The organism is Burkholderia sp. LMU1-1-1.1 (genome assembly GCF_040675865.1).
Lineage (GTDB): Bacteria > Pseudomonadota > Gammaproteobacteria > Burkholderiales > Burkholderiaceae_D > Rugamonas.
The window spans coordinates 222443-241069 of record NZ_JBEGHG010000056.1 but is presented as its reverse complement, the minus strand read 5'-3'; the positions used below and the strand labels follow the sequence as shown (position 1 = coordinate 241069).

The window sequence follows — 18627 nt, the reverse complement described above, 5'->3', positions numbered from 1 at the left end:
GCCGCCCTGGCTTGGCTGATGGCTGCAACCGCAGCCCAGGCGCTGGGCACCAGCCGCTTTGTGCAACTGGACGGCGGCGACGGCGTGGTCGTTGCGGCCGAGGGGCGCGCGGCGCCATTGCTGGTGTCGTCCGGCGATTTCGCGGGTGTGCTGCGGGCGGCGCGCGATGTGCAGCGTGATATCGGCAAGGTCAGCGGCGCCACCCCGGCGTGGCGCACGGATACCGCGACCACGGCGGACGACATCATCATCGCGGGCACGCTGGGCCGGCACCCCGTGATCGACCGTTTGGCGAAGGAAGGGAAAATCGATGCGGCGAACCTAGCCGGGCAGTGGGAAGGTTTTCTGATCCAGGCTGTCGTCGATCCAATGCCAGGCGTGAAGCGCGCACTGGTCATTGCCGGCAGCGACAAACGCGGCACGATCTATGGCCTGTATACGCTGTCCGAACAGATTGGCGTCTCGCCGTGGCACTGGTGGGCCGATGTGCCGATGCCCCGCCACCGTTCGCTCACCATTCCGCTCGCCACGCACGTTACGGAAAAGCCCGTTGTGCAATACCGTGGCATTTTCCTCAACGACGAGGCGCCGGCGCTCACCAACTGGGCGAAGGAACGCTTCGGCGGCTTCAACCGGCAGTTTTACGAGAAACTGTTTGAACTGATGCTGCGCATGCGGGCCAATTACCTGTGGCCTGCGATGTGGTATTCGTCGTTCTATGACGACGACAAGGGCAATGGCGAGCTGGCGGACATGATGGGCATCGTCATGGGCACATCGCACCATGAGCCGATGATGCGAGCCCAGCAGGAATGGCACCGCTATGGCAAAGGCCCCTGGGACTATCAGAAAAACGGCGACACGCTGCGCGAATTCTGGGCTGGCGGCTTGCGCAATACGCGGAACTACGAAAGCGTCATCACGATGGCCATGCGTGGCGACGGCGACGAACCGATGTCCGAGAGCGCGAACGTGGGGCTGCTCGAACGCATTGTCGCCGACCAGCGCGATCTGATCCGGAAAGAATGGCGGCGCGAGCCCGAGACCGTTCCCCAGTTGTGGGCGCTGTACAAGGAAGTCCAGGACTACTATGAAAAAGGCATGCGCGTGCCGGACGACATGCTGCTGCTCTGGTGCGACGACAACTGGGGCAATATCCGCCGGTTGCCGACGGCCGAGGAGCGCAAGCGGCGCGGAGGCGCCGGGGTGTACTATCACTTCGACTACGTCGGCGTACCCCGCTCCTACAAGTGGCTGAATGTGACCCAGATCGGCAAGGTGTGGGAGCAGATGAACCTGGCGAACGAATATGGCGCCAACCGGATGTGGATCGTCAACGTGGGCGACCTGAAGCCGATGGAAGTGCCGACCGAATTTTTCCTCGCCTACGCATGGGACCCGGCGGCTTGGCCTGCCGAACGCCTTCCGGACTACCTGCGCCAGTGGGCCGCCCGAGAATTCGGGGCGCGGCACGCGAACCAAATTGCCGACATCGTCGACAAATACACCCGCTACAACGCGCGCCGCCGGCCTGAACAACTGGCCCCGGACACCTACAGCCTTGTGAATTACGACGAGGCCGAACGCGTGGTGACCGACTACACGGCGTTGGCGGACGAAGCACAACGCATTGGCAAGACGCTCCCCAAGGCCATGCGCGACGCCTACTTCCAGCTGGTGGAGTACCCGGTGCGGGCCTCCGCCAACGCTGTCGATCTGTATGTGTCCGCCGGCCGCAACCAGCTTTACGCGCGCCAGGGACGGGTCAGCACCAACGACATGGCGGCGCGGGTGCGCCGGCTGTTCCGGCACGATGCCGAACTGGCACGCCAGTACCAGCATGGCATCAGCGCCGGCAAGTGGAATCACATGATGTCGCAGACGCGCTTCGGCTACACCAACTGGGATCAACCTTACCGCGATGTGATGCCGGCCGTGTCCGAACTGCGCGTTCCCGAACCGGGCCAGTTGGCGGCGCCGAACGGCATTCACCCTTCAGACCGAATGGGCGTGGCGGTCGACGGCAACCCCGTCGCATGGCCCGTCTTCCCGATCCGCCAGTTGGTTCTGCCGGCGCTCGACCGGTACGAACGCAAGCCCCGCCATATCGAGCTGTTCAACCGGAGCGGCGCACCGTTCGATTACACGATCGCCGCCAGCCAGCCGTGGCTCAAGATCAGCCACCCGGCCGGCCATGTGGACAAGGATCGCCGTATTGCCATCGATGTCGACTGGGATGCCGTGCCGGCCGGCGTGACGGAGGCGGAGCTCACCGTACGCGGCCCGGACAAGGCCAATGTGGTGATCAAGGTACCCGTGCATGCGCGCATCAATGCTGTGGAAGGCCACGTCGAGACCGGCGGCGTGATCGCCATCGAGGCCGAACACTACACCCGCGCGCTGGCACCAGAGGGCAGACGGTGGCAGACGATCCCTGGCTATGGCCGGACACTGTCCGGCGTGACGACTATGCCCGGCGCGGCGCCGGCTCTTACGGTGCAGGACGGCATGCGGCTCGAGTACGACGTGCATCTGTTCAGTGCGGGCGACGTGAAACTGCACGTGGTCTTGTCACCGACGCTGAAGTTCCAACCCGGCGCTGGCTTCCGCTACGCGGTATCGGTCGATGATGGTCCGCCCGAGGAAGTCAACGTACACGCCGACCAGTCCGAAGATTACTGGCGGCGAATCGTATCGGACGGCGTGGCACAGTTCGTCACGACTCGCAGGATCGACCAACCCGGCAAGCACACGTTGAAGTTCTGGTCGCTCGACCCCGGACTTGTGCTGCAGCGGCTTGTCATCGACGCGGGAGGATTGCGGCCGAGTTACTTGGGGCCACCAGAAAGCCCCCGGATCGTCCGTCCCAGGGAGTAGTGACTGGCGGCTGCCGCCCCCTAAGCCGACCGTCGTTGCTTCCGCAACAACGGGAATACCGTCGCGCTCCTTAGGTGTATGCATATGGATGGGCCGTCCCTCTCCGTGTAGCAAAAGCCCGATTCCCCGTCCTGTTTTCCCCTATTTTTCTAAGGATTGAACTATCGCCGCGCCGCTCGGTCTAAATATGGGAAAGCAGAACGAAATAGGGGAGAAAATCGCATGAATACCACAGTGACCGTGCAGGTACCCACCGACACGCTGCTCCAACTAATAAAAAAACTACGCCGCCGTGGCGGCTCGCAAGACGTTTCGGAAGCCATCACGACGGCCATCGAATGCTGGCTGCAAGACCCGGCCAGATTCGCGCCGGGCGCGGACCCTGAGGACATCCACGGCTACCAATGGAAATCATTGTTCCTTCCCGAAGGCACCGTGTTGAAATCATGGAGCTACGGCGAAAACAACTACGCGCGCGTTGTAGGTGATCAGATCATCCACAATGGCCGCGCGGTGTCGCCAAACCAGTTCGCGCAATCGTTCGCGCGCTCGACGCGCAATGCGTGGCAGGATTTATTCATCCGTCGCCCCGGCGACAAGACCTTCAAAATAGCATGCCGACTGCGCGATGAACTGATCGCGGCGTCGAAGCCGGCTTCCGCAACGCCAGCCGGCACGATCCCGCCTGTTCCTACCGCAGCCCCGCCGTCGGTCGCATCCACAACAACCTTGCCCGCGCCGCAGGCTCCGTCGCCAACTGGCGCACCACCGCGCAACACCGACCGGGAACCCGGCTGGGATTTACCGGAGCGCAGACAATTCCGCTATCGGCTGGAAGATGTCGCCTATTGAATAAGCAACTACTCTGGCTGGAATTGGAATGACGAGGAATGTCCGTTCTTGGCCGGTAGCGGCCCTCCAACCTTACTTCATCAGACAATACTTGTCAGGTCCAGTCTTAGCAAGTGCACCTTAACGCGCCTTCTCGGCGGCCCGGGCCACTGGCGCCCGCAATACAAGCGTGCGAGCCGGCCCACGCTGCCTTTTCGCGTTGACTGCGTAGACCTCCATTTTCATCGCCAGTGGCTTGTTCGTCACATAGGGCGACTCGAACAGCAGAAAATCGAAGCGCATCGAATCGCCTTCGCGCTCGCCCGTCACGGGCACCTCCTCCACAGACAGCCCGCTGTCTTTGGTCAGCATCTTGAACTGGAAACCGATCTTGTCGAGTTTCACCGCGGCGGTGCGTGGCCAATGGATACGCACGCTTACCCTGCCCGAACTACAGGCTTCGATCCGCTGCCGATAGTCGACGGGGATATAGGGCAAGCGCTCGATCCGTTCGACCTTTAGCACCGGCGCCGGCAGCGCGCGATTCATTGGGGCTTTGTCCCACTCAAAGGTCTCCGGCACCGATGGCGCGAACGTCATATTACTGGTGATCAGTAGACAAGCGGAAGCCGGCGAGGCAAAGCCGGCCAACAGACACAACACGTTTAGTAGGCGATGCATCGCGCGCTTCCGCTATCAGCCCTTGCGCGCGCGGTCGTGCACCATCTGGCGTGATTGCTTGCGCAACAGCGCCTGTTCCCAGCGCTGCTTCTGTTCTTCGGTCTCCGGCACCAAGGTCGGCACTTCGACCGGCTTGCGGCCGGCGTCGACGGCCACCATCGTGAAGTAGCAGCTGTTGGCGTGGCGCACCAGGCGCTGCTGGATGTTTTCCGTCACCACGCGGATGCCGACTTCCATCGAAGTGCGGCCGGTGTAGTTGATCGAGGCCAGGAAGGTCACCAGTTCGCCCACGTGGATCGGTTGCAGGAACATCACCTGGTCCACCGACAGGGTCACCACGTAGCTGCCCGAATAGCGGCTGGCGCAGGCGTAGGCGACGCTGTCCAGGTATTTGAGGATGGTGCCGCCGTGGACGTTGCCGGAGAAGTTGGCCATGTCCGGGGTCATCAGCACGGTCATGCTCAGTTCGTGGGCCGACCACGTCATTGGTTTTTCCATTGTTTGCTCCCTGGTTTAGATTTAAAAATCGTTTCTGTTAGAACGGCGTTTTTCGGACATGGATGCGTCGGCGGTGACGCATGCATGGCGGATTACGCTTCGCTAATCCGCCCTACGTGGTTCAGATCGTGTTTGGGTCGGTGCCCATGTCATGCTTCGGTCTGCGGTATTGCCGGAGCTAGTTGGCGCACCAGCTGTTCGATGTCGCTGACCAGCCCCGGGCCGGCGTCCAGCACCAGCCCCAGCTGATCCCAGGCGCGCGCCGAGGCGCCCTCCTTCAACGCCGTCTCCGCCAGCTGCGACAGCGCGGCCATGCGGTCGGCGCCCACCGTTCCGGACAATCCCTTGAGCGTGTGCAGCACCGGCAGCGCCGCCTGCGCATCCCCGGCGGCGCGCGCCTCCCGCAACTGCGCCGCCAGCTTGACCGATTCCCCCGCGAAGCTGCGCAGCGCCATCAGGTAGACCTGCTGCAAACCGCCCATGCGCTTGAGCGCGGCGGTGCTGTTCAGACCGGCCTCGGGCAGCGCCATGGCGCCGCTGTCGGCGGCGACGGCGTTATCGGCAGGCGCGGGGGCCTCCGCCGCCACGCCCGCCGGCTCGGCCCCGCGCCCCACATGCTTGAGGATGACCTCGATCAGCTGCGCCAGATCGAACGGTTTGCCGACGTGGTCGACCATGCCCGCCTCCAGCGCGGCGACGCGGTCGGCGGCCATGGCGTTGGCGGTCATCGCCACGATCGGTGGCGCGCCCTCCCCCAGCAGCTTGCGGATCGCCCGCGTCGCCTCGTAACCGTCCATCTCCGGCATCTGGATATCCATCAGGATCAGATCCGGCATCGGACCGCCGCGCGTGACCGCTTCGATCGCGAACGCGCCGGAGCCGACCACCTCGACCCGGGCGCCGTCGTTGCCGAGCAACTCGCTGGCCACTTGCTGGTTGGCCGGGTTGTCGTCCACCAGCAGCAGCCGCAGGCCGGCCAGCCGCTGCTTCGACGGCACCGACACCAAGGACAACGGCGCGCGCCGCTCCATGCGCGCGTCGGCCACGGCGTCGAACAGCATCGAGGCGGTGACCGGCTTGACCACGAAACCATCGAGCACCGGCGACAAGTCGTCGTGCTGCTGCGCCAGCAGTTCGCGGTCGTGCGCGGTGACCATGACGATCAGCGGCATCTTGCCCAACGGCGCCAGCTTGCGTATCTGGCAGCTCGTCTCCCAGCCGTCGAGCGTCGGCATGCGCCAGTCGATGAACACCACGTCGTAGGCGCGCTGCTGCGCCACCTGTTCGGCCACGGCGGCCAGCGCCTCGTGGCCGCTGGCCGCCAGGTCGACCTTCCAGCCGAACGAGCCGGCCATTTCACCCAGCACCACGCGCGCGACCGGATTGTCGTCGACCACCAGGCACTTGAGCCCTCGCATCAACTCGTCGGGCGGTTGCGCGCCCGGCTGCGCCTGCCGCGCCGGCTGCTGTTCCGCCGCCTCGCACTCGATGGTGAAGTCGAACACGCTGCCCTTGCCCGGCGTGCTGTCGACGCCGAGCGTGCCGCCCATCAGCGCCACCAGCCGCTGGCTGATCGCCAGGCCCAGCCCGGTGCCGCCGTAGCGCCGCGCGGTCGAGGCCTCGGCCTGCGAAAAGCCGTCGAAGATGTGCCGGCACTGTTCCTCGGAAATGCCGATGCCCGAATCGCGGATCGCGAAGCCGATCGACAAGCGCCGGCCGTCGCGCGCGAGCAGCTTGGCCGACAGCACGACCTCGCCGTGCTCGGTGAATTTGATGGCGTTGCCGGCCAGGTTCAGCAGGATTTGCTGCAGCCGCAGGCCGTCGGCGACGACCATGTCGGGTAGCGCCGGATCGATGCGGAACAGCACTTCGATGTTCTTGCTGCCGACATTGGCCGACAGGATCACCGCCAGGTCGCGCCACAGTTTGTCGAGCCGGAACGGATGCGGGTCCAGCGCCAGCTTGCCCGCCTCCACCTTGGAAAAGTCGAGGATGTCGTTGAGCAGTCCGAGCAAGGCGCTGGCGGCCGAGTGGGCCTTGGACGTGTAGTCCTGCTGGCGCTCGCTCATTTCGGTCTGCTGCAGCAGTTGCAGCATGCCCAGCACAGCGTTCATCGGCGAGCGGATCTCGTGGCTCATGTTGGCGACGAAGTCCGATTTGGCGCGGCCGGCCTGGACCGCCTCCTCCTTGGCCTGCTGCAGCGCCAGGCGCGAGGCGCGCGATTCGGTGCGGTCGGTGCTGCTGCCGACCCAGCTGACGATCACGCCGTCGGCGTCGCGCTGCGGCAGCGCGTGGTTGTCGAACACGCGCCAGACGCCGTCGCGCCGGCGCATGCGGCAGTCGCAGCGGAATTCGGTGCCTTCGGTGCTGGCGCGCCGCCAGGCCGCCGCCATCGCCGCGATGTCGTCCGGGTGGATCACGCTGGCCCAGTTATCGTCGCCCATCATCTGCTCGGGCGGAATGCCGCTGAACTCCTCCCAGTGGTGGCTGAGGAAATCGACGCGCAGGTTCGGCGTGGCGGTCCACACCATCTGCGGCAAGCCTTCCGTCAGCGAGCGCCAGCGCGACTCCGACGCCGTCAGCTGCGTCAGCAAGTCCTGCAGCGCCTGCTTGTTTTCCATCAGCTGCTCGACCGACTGGAATTGCTTGCGCAAGCCGAAGCGCACGCTCATCAGCAAGCCGGCGGCCAGGATCAGCAGCAGCGTGGCGAAGATGGCGGCGTTGCGCACCTCCTTGCGCCACGGCGCCAGGAAATCGTCGCTGGCCAGCCCCACCACCACATACACCGGATAGGCGCCCACCCGCGACACGCTCAAGGTCCGCTCGAGGTTGTCGCGCGGGCTGATGACCGTGTAGGTGCCCCGGTCCTGCTTGCCGTCGATGATGCGCTGGGTGATGGCGTTGACCTTGATGGTGGTGCCAAAGAGCATGTCCTCGGCTTCCGGATAGCGGTGCAGCACGCGCTTGCGGTTGTCCAGCAAGACGATGGCGCCGTGCGCGCCGATATTGAGCGCGGCGAACGCCGTCGTCAGGCGCTCGCTGTTGATGAGGACATAGGCGGTGCCGCCGAAGTCGCCGTCCGGCATCGTCAGCGGAAACGCCAGCGGCAACACCCATTGGTCGCTGATGCGCGACCGGGCCGGCAAGCCGATGATGAGCTCCTGCTCGCTCTTGGCGCGCTGGAAGAATTCGCGGATGCTCAGGTCCTGCGGCTTGGACGGATCGATGCCTTCGCCGTAGATGACGCGGCCGGCGGCGTCGGAGCCGCGCACGGCGTCGGCCTGCGGGATGCGCTCCTTGAGCGAGCGCAGGTAGGCGCTGAACTTTTCGTTGTCGAAACGCCCGGCCGCGTGCATCGCCTGGAACTCGACGCCGGCGCGGCGCATCGCCAGGTCCACCTCGAGGAAATGGGAGTTGAGGAATTTCTCCAGGGTGATGGCGAGGTTGCGCGAAGTCTCGTCGGCGGCGGCGTAGTAGCGCAGGCGGCTCTGGTTGAGGACGTGCCCGATACCCAGCAAAACGATCAACAGGACGACGGCGACGGCAGCCACCAGCACGCCAAACAGCTTCCTAAACTTCCGCAGGGTATCGACTCTCATCACGGGATGCGTGCTCTCATTTACGCCAGTTGCTCATTTATTACTACATTACAGCAAAAAAAACGCCCCAGCGGAGCGTTTTTTCGATCACAAACCTTGATTGGCGATATCGGCCAACGATTCGCGGCCCTTGTCGCTGAGCTCGAAGCCTCCTGCGGCGCGGGGCACGATGTGGGATTTTTTGCCCAGGAACAGCGCCACGTCGGCGTCGAGCGGGCTGGCGGGATCGGCTTCGATGGCGCGCAACCCCAGGATGCAACGACGCAAGAAGAGCACCTCCTCCCCCTTGTCGGTGAGCGAAATGCGGCCGTTCTTGGCGATGGTGAACAGTTTGATGCCGGTCAGGCGTTTGGTGTTGCGACCGACGCAAGCGCTGACGCGCTCGCCTTTGATACCGCGTTTGACTTCGTCCAGCGCGTTGTATTCGTCCTGCGTTAATTTCTCGTTCTTCATTGCCATTTTTTCCATAAGAGACTGCTGCGGCCCTCATGGTACGCGCCCGGCGGGATGACGGCAAGAAAATGCGCCGCCAACGCGTTTCCGAAGAAACGCCCGACCCACCCGGACAATGGCGGAATGGACTGCTTTACAGCGCCCGGATCGCCAGCCACACCAAGCCGATGCTGGCAAAGGCGGCGATACAAATCAGGGCTTGCACACGCTTCGTGCTCAACACGACACTACGACGACGACCGAGGTAGATTTTGTTGTGTAAGGAATTGCCCATGATGCTCTCCGTGAACGAAAAACGATGACATGACTAAATTATAGGAACAGTTTCATGACGGCAGTGTGACGTTGAACACAAACATGTAAATTTGTATCCGTCGAGCAACGATACTCACACTTTCTCACACTGCCCAACGCGCGCCGGTCGACACGCCAAACTGCTAGGATGAATTTCGTCCAACCACGTCCAGCCACTCAAGGAGTCATCATGAATCAACCGAAGAAACCGCACGGCGACGAACACGCCGCTGAAGGCGGCCACATGCTCGACGAAGCCGACATCGGCAGCGGCGAGCGCACGCCGGGGCAACGCGACACCGAGGAGGATATCAAAAGCATTCCCCCGCTGCCGCACGATAGCGAGCCCGGTAAGTCCAAGCAGGCGCCGCGCCCGTCATAGTCTGTGTTCAACCCGGACGGCGGCGTACAGGGGTCGTACCCTGCAGGGTACGACCCCGCCTTATTGGGTTGCCGCCCGGCTCATTCCACCGTCTACGTTTTGATCGGCGGCGCCTTGGGCGTCGGTTCCTCGATCGGCGCCTGCTCCGGCATCGGCATATTGTCCGGCGGCGGATCTTTTTCCGGCTGCGGCGGCGGCACTTCGGGGTCGGGGGTCGAATGGGCGTGGGTAACGGCGCGTGGGTCGATGGCGGTCATGACTAGGTCCTCCTAAGTGGGTTCCAGATGTAGATCGGGCACAAGGCACGATTCACAAGCGCCTGATTACACCGTTGCGTGCGGCAGCGCACGCAAGTCGTCGCAAGACCAGGCCGCCCTCATGTCATCACTTGATGCGGAAGATCATGTCCACATTCTGCGTCCAGCGCAGCACCGTGATCGACAGGAAATCCTTCTCGCTGGTCTTCGCCTGGACCCGGCGGTCCGAGTTGTAGCAGTCGCTCGGCATCAGGCCGACGGCCTTGGTCAGGTTGCGCAGCGGGCTCGACGAAATCGCGGTGACCGACCCCACCTTTTTGCCGAATCCGGCCGCCATGCCCTCGGCGCGGCGCAGCGCGTCCTTGATGGCGGCGGCGGTCAGCTCCTGCTCGACCTTAAGGCGGTCGCTCTTGCCGAAGGTGGTCGACATATGGTCGATGTTCTTCATCTCCAGCAGCGCCTGCATGATGGGGCGCCATTTGGTCAGGTCGCGCACCACGATGTGCACCGAGCTGCGGATATCGTATTCAGGGGTTGCGGCGGGATCGGGATTGGCGGACTTGCGCATTTCCTTGCGCATGTCCTGCACTTCGACGCCGGCCGCGCTGTCGCCTTCCGGCGGCCCGGAATGCTCGATCAGCAGCGCGCGGATTTCTTCCACGCGGGCCTGGATCACTCCGACAGCGACGGCCGGATCGGCGTCGAAGGCGCTGACGTCGAAGTCGATCTCGCCCATGTCCGGCGCCACCATGACAAAGCCCTCGCCGCCGACGTGGATGAACGGATAGGTCGGCAAGTCGGCCGCCCGGACCGCGAACGACGACAGCGACAGCGCCGGCAGCAACGCCAGCACACAAGCAAATTTCTTCAGCATCGACCCGTCCTTGAAAAGTTAAGGACTTAGTATGCTTTATTTTTTAATAATTTTCAATTTGCAACGAATTTATTTACCTTTGTTGATTTCGGTCAGCAGCACAAACACCTCGTGGCGGATGGCCGGTTCGGCCGCCTTGAATTCCTTGTTGGCTTTCACGAAGGCCGGCTTTTTCTGTTCGGCCTTTTCGGCCGGCGTCGGCGTCGGGTCGGCCGCGTACATGCGCGGGCCGCCGTTATAGGTTTCCTTGAGCAGCCGCTGGCCGTAGCTCGACTGGTAGTAGCGGGTCATCTCGACCGCCGTCTCGGTGCTGACCAGGCGCGCCACCGGCTGCGACAGACGGGTGTAGACCATCTCCGGCGTCAGCTTTTCGACCTTGGCCATGGTCAGCTCGCGCTGGGCCGGGCTGGGGAACTTGCTCATGCCGGCGGTCATGCGCAGCAGTTTTTCCGCCTGCATCGACAGCAGCAGATCATGGGCGGCCTTGACCCGCGCCGCGTCGGGCGCGGCGGCCGGAGCCGGAGCGGCGGCGCTGGCCCAGCCGGCGATCGAGAGGGTGGCCGCAGCCAGGAAAATGCTTGGTTTCATGTCGACTCCTTGGATTTTGGAATGAATTAATGTTGGCACGCATCATATTGCGAATTCAATAAAATTGCTTGTCTGATTGAGATCCTCACTTGCAGGTAGAATGTCGACTCCCCCAGACTACCGGTTCAGACCATGCTCACCACACCCCTCACGGACGAAGAATACGACCAGCTTGACGACCTGCTGCGCGACCTCGGCGAACAGGCGATGGACGTCTCGGCGCTGGAGGGACTGCTGACTGCGCTGGTGGTCGGCCCGCGCCCGGTGCCGCAGGCGGTGTGGCTGGAGAAGGTCTGGGGCGGCGCGCAGGCCGGCAACGACACGGCCACCAGCCTGGTGCTGCGCCACCTCGAATACATGCGCAAATGGATGCTGCAGGACCCGGGCAGCTTCGAACCGATCTACGAGTGCGGCGGCGCCTGGAGCGCGCAGGCGTGGACCGCCGGCTTCGAGACCGGCATGGCACTCGACGCCGAAGGCTGGGCGCCGCTGCTGGCGGCCCATCCGGAATGGCTGGCGCCGCTCCAGCGCCAGGGCGACGATTGGGAACGCGCCGTCACGCAGTCGGTCATCCGCATCAACGCCCACTGGCATCCCGAGCCGGTCAAGACCGCCAAGGTAGGCCGCAACGATCCCTGCCCTTGCGGCAGCGGCAAGAAATACAAGAAGTGCTGCGGCGACGGCAAATAAAACCCCTCACTTGTTCAGGTCGGGATAGCGCTCCAGCAAGGCGCTGGTGACGCCGTTGGTCCAGCCGAAGCCATCCTGGGTAGGGTATTCGCCACCGCCGCCGCTCTTGCGTTCCTCGACATCATATTTTTCCAGCAGCTTGCCGGTCTCGGCCCAGGTCCGGGAGACGGTGCCGACCCAGCGGCGGGCGATCTCGTGCGCCAGCTCCTTGTGGCCGTAGCGGGCCAGGCCGTCGACCGCGACCCATTGCAGCGGCGCCCAGCCATTGGGCGAGTCCCACTGCTGGCCGTTGCGGACCAGCGTCGTACGCAAGCCGCCCTCGGCCAGCAGTTCGGCCTTGGTGGTGGCGGCGACCGCGTCGGCCTGGAATTGCGTCGCCATGCCCACCCACAGCGGGTACAGCGTGGCGGCGCTGCGCACCGCCGTCGGCGCGTTTTTGGCGAGGTCGAAGTCGGCGTAGCGCCGTTCGGCGGCGACCCACAGATGTTTCTGCACTGCCGTGGCCCGCACTTCCTTCGCGCGGCGGAATCGCGCCGTGCAGGCGCTGTCGCCGGCCGCCTTGCAGCGCCGCTCGATCTCCCCTTCCAACTGGAACATCAGGCTGTTGAGATCGACCGGCGCGATGGTCGTGGTGCGGATCGTGGCCAGGCGCGCGGGGTCGTCCAGCCAGCGCGACGAAAAGTCCCAGCCGCTTTCGGCCGCCGCGCGCAGGTCGCGGTACACCTCGGGCGCGGGACGCTTGCCTTCGCGCGCGGTGGCGACATCCTCGCCCAGGGCCTCGTCGCGCGGCGAGTCCTTGGCATCCCAGTAGCGGTTCAGGACGGTGCCGTCGGCCAGGCGGGCCACGCGCTCGCAGGCGCCGGCGCCGGCCTTCGGCAAGCACCCTGTGCCGCGCATCCAGAACGCGTGTTCGGTCTTGAGCGCGGCGAGCACCTTGGCGTCGTCGGCGCGGTCGCCGAGCGGCTTGAGCTGGGTCATCGCCGCGAAGAACGGCGGTTGCGAGCGGCTCAGGTAGTAGCTGCGGGTGCCGTTCGGGATGAAGCCGTAGCGCTCGATGAGGCTTTTAAAATCGACGATCATCGAATCGACCAGGTCGCTTCGATGGTCGGCCTTCAGGCCCAGCATCGTGAAGTACGAATCCCAATAATAGATCTCGCGGAAGCGGCCGCCGGGAACGACGTAGTTGGCCGGCAGCGCCAGCGCCGACGACCATTTGGGCGGATCGAGCGGCGGACGGGTCAGCACCGGCCACAGCGACGCGATGTGCTGGCGCAGCGTGACGGCGGTCGGCTCGGGCAGCGAAAAATAGCGCTCGACGAAAGCCTTCAGCGCGACGGCGTCCTTGGGCTGTTCGCGCCGGTACTGCGCCAGGATGGTTTGCGGTTCTTCCTTGGCGACGGCGTCGGCGAAGGTTTTGGCGTCGGGATAGATGCGCGCCGCCTGCACAGCCTCGAACAAGGGGCCGAACATTTCGTGCGGCGTGGCCGCGTGGGGCATCGTCTGCGGCGCGCGCTGCGCCATGGCGGGCCATGCGGCCCCCAGCAGCAATGCGCACGCCAGTACATTTGCGTTCCCTAAAGACCACGACCGGATTGTTGCACGTTCCATGTTTCCTCCATTTCTCCGCGCTAATGCTACGCGATCCCAGGAAAAAACATGTTTTTTGCGCAAGCGAACCGTGCCGCATCAAAACGTCGTGCCCTTGAAAAAAACCGGATCCTCCGGAGAGCGTGATTGTCAGGATGACGCCGGCGGATTCACCGCGCCAGGCCAGGTCGACAATGCCTGGTCGGCGACCGCCAGCAGCATCTCGCGGCTGAAGCCGGACTTGGCCTGCAGGGCCATGCCATGCAGCATGGCCATGACGAAGGCGGCCAGGGCATCCGGCCTGGCCGTCGGCGGCAGGTCGCCTTCGCGCTGCGCCCGTTCGAAGCGTTCACGTAGCCGGGCCTCGCCCCCTGCGCGAAACGCGATGAGCGCCTGCCGCACCGGTTCGGACTCGTCCGCGCCGGCGATGGCGCCGTTCACGCCCAGGCACCCGGTGCGGTCCGCGTACCGGGTGTTCAATTCGACCGAGCTGTACAGCAGGTGCGCCGCCACTTCACGCGACGTCGGCATCGCCAGCGCCTCGGGGATATGGCCCATGTATTGATCTTCATAGCGCTCCAGCGCGCGCCGGAACAATGCTTCCTTGTTGCCGAAGGCTGAATACAGGGCGGGCCGCTCGACTCCCGCCGCCTGCGTCAAGTCCGCATACGACGCGCCTTCGTATCCTTTGCGCCAGAAAACACACAGTGCCGCGTCGAGCACTTTGTCCACATCGTATTCGCGATGGCGTCCCATCCCTACCTCCAAATTCAATAATGACCGTTAATAAATCTCTTGACAGGCCGTTTCATAATTATATACTCTGCGTTACGGTAACGGTCGTTACTGAAAAACGACGTGAAGCGAAAGGGTTTTATGAAACAGTTATTGAAGGGCAAAGTGGCACTGGTGACCGGCGGATCGCGGGGCCTGGGCGCGGTCACGGCCGAGGCACTCGCCGACGAGGGCGCGGACGTGGCCATCAGCTACGTCGCTTCCAAAGAGAAGGCCGACGCCGTGGTCGCACGGCTGCAAACGAAAGGCGTGCGCGCCATCGCCATCCGGAGCGACCAGGCCGACATGGCCGCCGCCAAACCACTGATCGATCAGGTCATGGCGCATTTCGGCCGGCTCGACATCCTCGTCAACAACGCCGCCATCGCGGTGCAGGGCAAGACCGTCGACGATCCCGAACTCGACACGGTCAACCTCGACCGCCAGTGGCAAATCAACGTGATGGGCACGGTGGCCGCCACGCGCGCCGCCGCGCCGGTGCTGTCGCACGGCGGCCGGATCATCTTCATCGGCTCGCTGCTGGGCACGCGCGTCCCGTTCGCGGGCGCCGCCGACTATGCCGGCACCAAGGCCGCGATCGCCGGTTACGCACGCGGCGTGGCACGGGACCTGGGCCGGCGCGACATCACCGTCAACGTCATCCAGCCCGGCGTCATGCCGACCGACATGGCGGCCGAGGTGCTCGGCGACGGCATTCCCCCTGCCCTGCTGGACCTGCATCCCATCCGCCGCATTGCCACGCTCGAGGAAGTGGCGGCGCTGGTCTGCTTCCTGGCAGGGCCGCATGGCGGGTATATCACGGGTGGCGTCCACGATGTGGCCGGCGGCCTGGGCGTCTGACCCGCAACAATTCATTGACAACAGAAGGAAACAACATGACCAAGAAATTTGACGCCACATCGACCGCCGACGACGTCCTTGCCGGCATCGACCTCAAGGGCAAACGCTACCTGGTGACGGGCGTTTCATCGGGCATCGGGCGCGAAACGGCGCGCGCGCTCGTGGCGCGCGGCGCCACCGTCATCGGTACGGTCAAGGACATCGCCGCGGCCGAGGCGAGCCTCGGGCAGGTGCGCGAGGCGGCAAGCCATGGCGGCGGGCGCTTGAAGCTCGTCGCGCTCGACCTGGCGTCGCTGCAAAGCGTGCGTACCTGCGCCGACCAGCTGCTGGCGGACGGCCTGCCGTTCGACGCGGTCATCGCCAACGCCGGCGTGATGGCGACGCCGTTCGGCAAGACGGTCGACGGCTTCGAGACCCAGTTCGCCATTAACTACCTTGGCCACTTCGCGCTGGTCGACCGTCTTACGCCGCTGTTCGCGCAAGGCTCGCGACTGGTGGCGCTGTCGTCCCAGGCACATCGCGTGGCCGATATCGACCTGCTCGACCCGCACTTCGCGCGCCAGGACTACGAGCCATTCGTGGCGTACGGCCGCTCGAAAACGGCCATCACGCTTTTTGCGGCGGAATTCGATCGGCGCCATCGCGCGCAAGGGATACGCGCCGCATCGGTCATGCCGGGAAACAGCCTGACTGAGCTGCCACGCAATTTCACGCCTGAACAATTGCAGGGCCTGTTTGCGACCGTGGGCAAAGCGCGCGCCGATGCCGGCCTGCCGCCCGGCCAGTTGAAAGACATCGGACAAGCCGCCGCCACGTCGGTCTGGGCGGCGGTGGTGGCCGACGCCGACGCCATCGGCGGCCGGTACCTGGAAGACTGCGCCGTCGCGCCGGTCAATGACACGCCCAATCCGTTTGCCGATGGCGTGCGGTCGTATGCGCTCGATCCCGTCAAGGCCGGGCAGCTATGGACACAGAGCGAGGAATTGATCAAGGCCGCATAAATGAAACGGGATGGGCAGATGCTGACGCACACGCCCCGCTCAAACGCTTTGCGAATTCACTTGGGGCCGAGACATTGTAAGAGCTCGTCACGAAGCTCACTCCTCTGCTGTCCGGAAAATAAAAAAGCTCCCTTGCGGGAGCTTTTTTATTCAATCATGGCGGAGAGGGTGGGATTCGAACCCACGGTACGATTTAACGTACGCTTGATTTCGAGTCAAGTACATTCGACCACTCTGCCACCTCTCCTGGTGTTGCTACGCCGGGTCGACGAAGGCAAGATTATAGCAGGCAACAAAGGAAGACGGAAGCCCCGCAAATATAATTCACGCGCGAGTCTTCGCATCACGCGCGCGATACGCTTCGCAAAACAAAAAACCCGCCGAAGCGGGTTCTTCTAAATACTGGCGGAGAGGGTGGGATTCGCCTACATCCCGCAGGCCGCCCTCGCGCGAGTACGCGCGAGTCTTCGAATCCCACGCGCGAGCTGCGCTCGCTCCTCTCCGCAAAACAAAAAACCCGCCGAAGCGGGTTTTTCTAAATACTGGCGGAGAGGGTGGGATTCGAACCCACGGTACGATTTAACGTACGCTTGATTTCGAGTCAAGTACATTCGACCACTCTGCCACCTCTCCTTTTCCCGCGTCACTGCTGCGAGAAGGCAAGATTATAGCAGCCCTCGGCGAAAAGGGAAGGACTATTTTTACGCTTTCAGATGCGTCAGCCCGCCCATGTACGGACGCAGCACTGCCGGGATCTCGACGCTGCCGTCGGCCTGCTGATAATTTTCCAACACGGCGACCAGGGTGCGTCCCACCGCCAGGCCCGAACCGTTGAGCGTATGCAGCAGCTCCGGCTTGCCCTGGGCGTTGCGGAAACGCGCCTGCATGCGGCGCGCCTGGAACGCTTCGCAGTTCGACAGCGACGAAATTTCGCGGTAGGTGTTCTGCGCCGGCAGCCACACTTCCAGATCGAAGGTCTTGGTGGCGCCGAAGCCCATGTCGCCGGTGCACAGCGACATCACGCGGTACGGCAGGCCCAGGCGCTGCAAGATCGTTTCGGCGTGGCCGACCATCTCGTCCAGCACCGCGTACGAGGTGTCCGGATGCACGACCTGCACCATTTCGACCTTGTCGAACTGGTGCTGGCGGATCATGCCGCGCGTGTCGCGGCCGTAGCTGCCCGCTTCCGAGCGGAAGCACGGCGTGTGCGCGGTCATCTTCAGCGGCAAGGTATCGGCGGCGACGATCTCGTCGCGCACGATGTTGGTCAGCGACACTTCCGACGTCGGGATCAGATAGAAAGTCTCGCCCTCGCCTTCGACGCCGCCTTTTTTGACCGAGAACAGGTCGGCTTCAAACTTCGGCAGCTGGCCGGTGCCGCGCAGCGAGTCGGCGTTGACCATGTAGGGCGTGTAGCATTCGGTATAGCCGTGCTCGTCGATGTGGGTGTTCAGCATGAACTGCGCCAGCGCGCGGTGCAGACGGGCGATGCCGCCTTTCATGACCGAGAAGCGCGTGCCGGTCAGCTTGGTGGCCACTTCGAAGTCCAGCCCCAGCGGCGCGCCGACGTCGACGTGATCTTTCACTTCGAAGTCGAACGTGCGCGGCGTGCCGACCTTGCGCACTTCCACGTTGCCCGTTTCATCCGTGCCTTGCGGCACCGATTCGTGCGGCAGGTTCGGGATCGCCTGCATGAAATCGGCCAGCTTGGCCTGCACCGCCGACAGCGCGGTTTCGTTGGCCTTGAGCTCGTCGCCCAGGCCGGCCACTTCGGCCATGATCGCCGTCGTGTCTTCGCCCTTGCCCTTCATCATGCCGATCAGCTTGGACTGCGAATTACGCTTGCCCTGCAGCTCTTCGGTGCGCGTCTGGATCGCTTTCCGTTCAGCTTCGAGGGCGTTGAACGCTTCCACGTCGAGCTGGTACTTGCGGGTCGCCAGGCGCGCGGCGACGTTGGCTATATCTTTGCGGAGAAGTTGGATATCAATCATGGGGACAAGTGCCGTTTGTATCGAAAACGTCAATTGTACCAAGAGGATGCCACTTCCTTGCGAGTTTTGAGCAGCCCGCCGGCTGGTGCGACCGCCCGCTGGATTACAGCGCGGCTTTTTCGGCGGCGGTCAGGCGCTTGGCGGTCACGGTGACGACCGGCATGTCGGCGTTGACGGTGGCGACCTGGGCGACGCGCGTGTCGGCGGCGACCATGATCGCCGGTGCGTCGGCGGCGGTGGCGAAGGTGGTGGCGCCGGCGATGACGGCGACGGTGACGAAGATGATTTCCATGTTTTTAGCGATGTTCATGATAGCTCCCTGGGGTGGTGGTTTCGGCCGACTTATGTCTGCCGCTTTGGTATGGTTGTACTGTACCTAAAGGGCCTAT

The 18627-nt window shown here is 63.9% G+C and carries 18 protein-coding genes and 2 tRNA genes; 6 read left to right on the top strand and 14 right to left on the bottom strand.

Annotated features, from left to right (window positions below):
* Positions 1-18 precede the first annotated feature (18 nt).
* Complete coding sequence (locus MRBLMU1_RS26630) at positions 19-2877, top strand: glycosyl hydrolase 115 family protein (RefSeq protein WP_363508185.1); 2859 nt, start codon at positions 19-21, stop codon at positions 2875-2877.
* Positions 2878-3099: 222 nt separating this feature from the next.
* Positions 3100-3729 carry a hypothetical protein gene (locus MRBLMU1_RS26625; RefSeq protein WP_363508183.1) on the top strand — a complete coding sequence of 210 codons (630 nt, stop codon included), beginning with the start codon at positions 3100-3102 and terminating at the stop codon, positions 3727-3729.
* Between the two features lie 120 nt (positions 3730-3849).
* Here MRBLMU1_RS26625 and MRBLMU1_RS26620 read toward each other — a convergent pair whose 3' ends face one another.
* The 5 genes from MRBLMU1_RS26620 to MRBLMU1_RS26600 form a co-directional block, all read right to left on the bottom strand.
* Complete coding sequence (locus MRBLMU1_RS26620) at positions 3850-4389, bottom strand: hypothetical protein (protein WP_363508180.1); 540 nt, start codon at positions 4387-4389, stop codon at positions 3850-3852.
* Positions 4390-4404: 15 nt separating this feature from the next.
* Positions 4405-4887, bottom strand: a complete 483-nt coding sequence (locus MRBLMU1_RS26615; RefSeq protein WP_363508177.1) for an acyl-CoA thioesterase — start codon at positions 4885-4887, stop codon at positions 4405-4407.
* A gap of 149 nt (positions 4888-5036) precedes the next feature.
* Complete coding sequence (locus tag MRBLMU1_RS26610) at positions 5037-8486, bottom strand: response regulator (RefSeq protein ID WP_363508174.1); 3450 nt, start codon at positions 8484-8486, stop codon at positions 5037-5039.
* Between the two features lie 87 nt (positions 8487-8573).
* A complete protein-coding gene (locus MRBLMU1_RS26605; protein WP_363508711.1) occupies positions 8574-8939 on the bottom strand; it encodes a hypothetical protein in 366 nt (121 codons plus the stop codon).
* 133 nt (positions 8940-9072) lie between these two features.
* Positions 9073-9213 (bottom strand): hypothetical protein, encoded by a 141-nt coding sequence (locus MRBLMU1_RS26600; protein WP_177196792.1) that lies wholly within the window; start codon positions 9211-9213, stop codon positions 9073-9075.
* Positions 9214-9423: 210 nt separating this feature from the next.
* Here MRBLMU1_RS26600 and MRBLMU1_RS26595 point away from each other — a divergent pair, with 210 nt between their 5' ends.
* Positions 9424-9615 (top strand): hypothetical protein, encoded by a 192-nt coding sequence (locus MRBLMU1_RS26595; RefSeq protein WP_363508171.1) that lies wholly within the window; start codon positions 9424-9426, stop codon positions 9613-9615.
* Between the two features lie 92 nt (positions 9616-9707).
* Here the strand turns inward: MRBLMU1_RS26595 and MRBLMU1_RS26590 are convergent, their stop codons facing one another.
* The 3 genes from MRBLMU1_RS26590 to MRBLMU1_RS26580 form a co-directional block, all read right to left on the bottom strand.
* Positions 9708-9872, bottom strand: coding sequence for a hypothetical protein (locus MRBLMU1_RS26590; RefSeq protein ID WP_363508168.1), 165 nt, complete (start codon positions 9870-9872; stop codon positions 9708-9710).
* Between the two features lie 127 nt (positions 9873-9999).
* Positions 10000-10746: an SIMPL domain-containing protein gene (locus tag MRBLMU1_RS26585; protein WP_363508165.1), complete on the bottom strand. Its 747-nt coding sequence runs from the start codon at positions 10744-10746 to the stop codon at positions 10000-10002.
* Between the two features lie 69 nt (positions 10747-10815).
* Positions 10816-11334, bottom strand: coding sequence for a hypothetical protein (locus MRBLMU1_RS26580; RefSeq protein ID WP_363508162.1), 519 nt, complete (start codon positions 11332-11334; stop codon positions 10816-10818).
* Positions 11335-11466: 132 nt separating this feature from the next.
* Here MRBLMU1_RS26580 and MRBLMU1_RS26575 point away from each other — a divergent pair, with 132 nt between their 5' ends.
* Complete coding sequence (locus MRBLMU1_RS26575; RefSeq protein WP_363508159.1) at positions 11467-12024, top strand: UPF0149 family protein; 558 nt, start codon at positions 11467-11469, stop codon at positions 12022-12024.
* 6 nt (positions 12025-12030) lie between these two features.
* Here MRBLMU1_RS26575 and treA read toward each other — a convergent pair whose 3' ends face one another.
* Positions 12031-13632 carry an alpha,alpha-trehalase TreA gene (gene treA, locus MRBLMU1_RS26570; protein ID WP_363508156.1) on the bottom strand — a complete coding sequence of 534 codons (1602 nt, stop codon included), beginning with the start codon at positions 13630-13632 and terminating at the stop codon, positions 12031-12033.
* Between the two features lie 129 nt (positions 13633-13761).
* A complete protein-coding gene (locus MRBLMU1_RS26565) occupies positions 13762-14367 on the bottom strand; it encodes a TetR/AcrR family transcriptional regulator (RefSeq protein WP_363508154.1) in 606 nt (201 codons plus the stop codon).
* A 120-nt stretch (positions 14368-14487) separates the two neighbouring features.
* Here MRBLMU1_RS26565 and MRBLMU1_RS26560 point away from each other — a divergent pair, with 120 nt between their 5' ends.
* Both MRBLMU1_RS26560 and MRBLMU1_RS26555 read left to right on the top strand, forming a co-directional pair.
* Positions 14488-15246 (top strand): SDR family NAD(P)-dependent oxidoreductase, encoded by a 759-nt coding sequence (locus MRBLMU1_RS26560; RefSeq protein WP_363508151.1) that lies wholly within the window; start codon positions 14488-14490, stop codon positions 15244-15246.
* A gap of 35 nt (positions 15247-15281) precedes the next feature.
* On the top strand, positions 15282-16247 hold the full coding sequence (locus tag MRBLMU1_RS26555) for an SDR family NAD(P)-dependent oxidoreductase (protein ID WP_363508149.1): 966 nt from the start codon (positions 15282-15284) through the stop codon (positions 16245-16247).
* 157 nt (positions 16248-16404) lie between these two features.
* Here MRBLMU1_RS26555 and MRBLMU1_RS26550 read toward each other — a convergent pair.
* From MRBLMU1_RS26550 to MRBLMU1_RS26535, 4 genes are all read right to left on the bottom strand, one after another.
* Positions 16405-16494 (bottom strand) — tRNA-Ser (locus MRBLMU1_RS26550).
* 296 nt (positions 16495-16790) lie between these two features.
* Positions 16791-16880: transfer RNA gene (locus MRBLMU1_RS26545), tRNA-Ser, on the bottom strand.
* A 68-nt stretch (positions 16881-16948) separates the two neighbouring features.
* Positions 16949-18238, bottom strand: coding sequence for a serine--tRNA ligase (gene serS / locus MRBLMU1_RS26540; protein ID WP_363508146.1), 1290 nt, complete (start codon positions 18236-18238; stop codon positions 16949-16951).
* Between the two features lie 103 nt (positions 18239-18341).
* Positions 18342-18548: a hypothetical protein gene (locus MRBLMU1_RS26535; RefSeq protein WP_363508143.1), complete on the bottom strand. Its 207-nt coding sequence runs from the start codon at positions 18546-18548 to the stop codon at positions 18342-18344.
* Between the last annotated feature and the right edge of the window lie 79 nt (positions 18549-18627).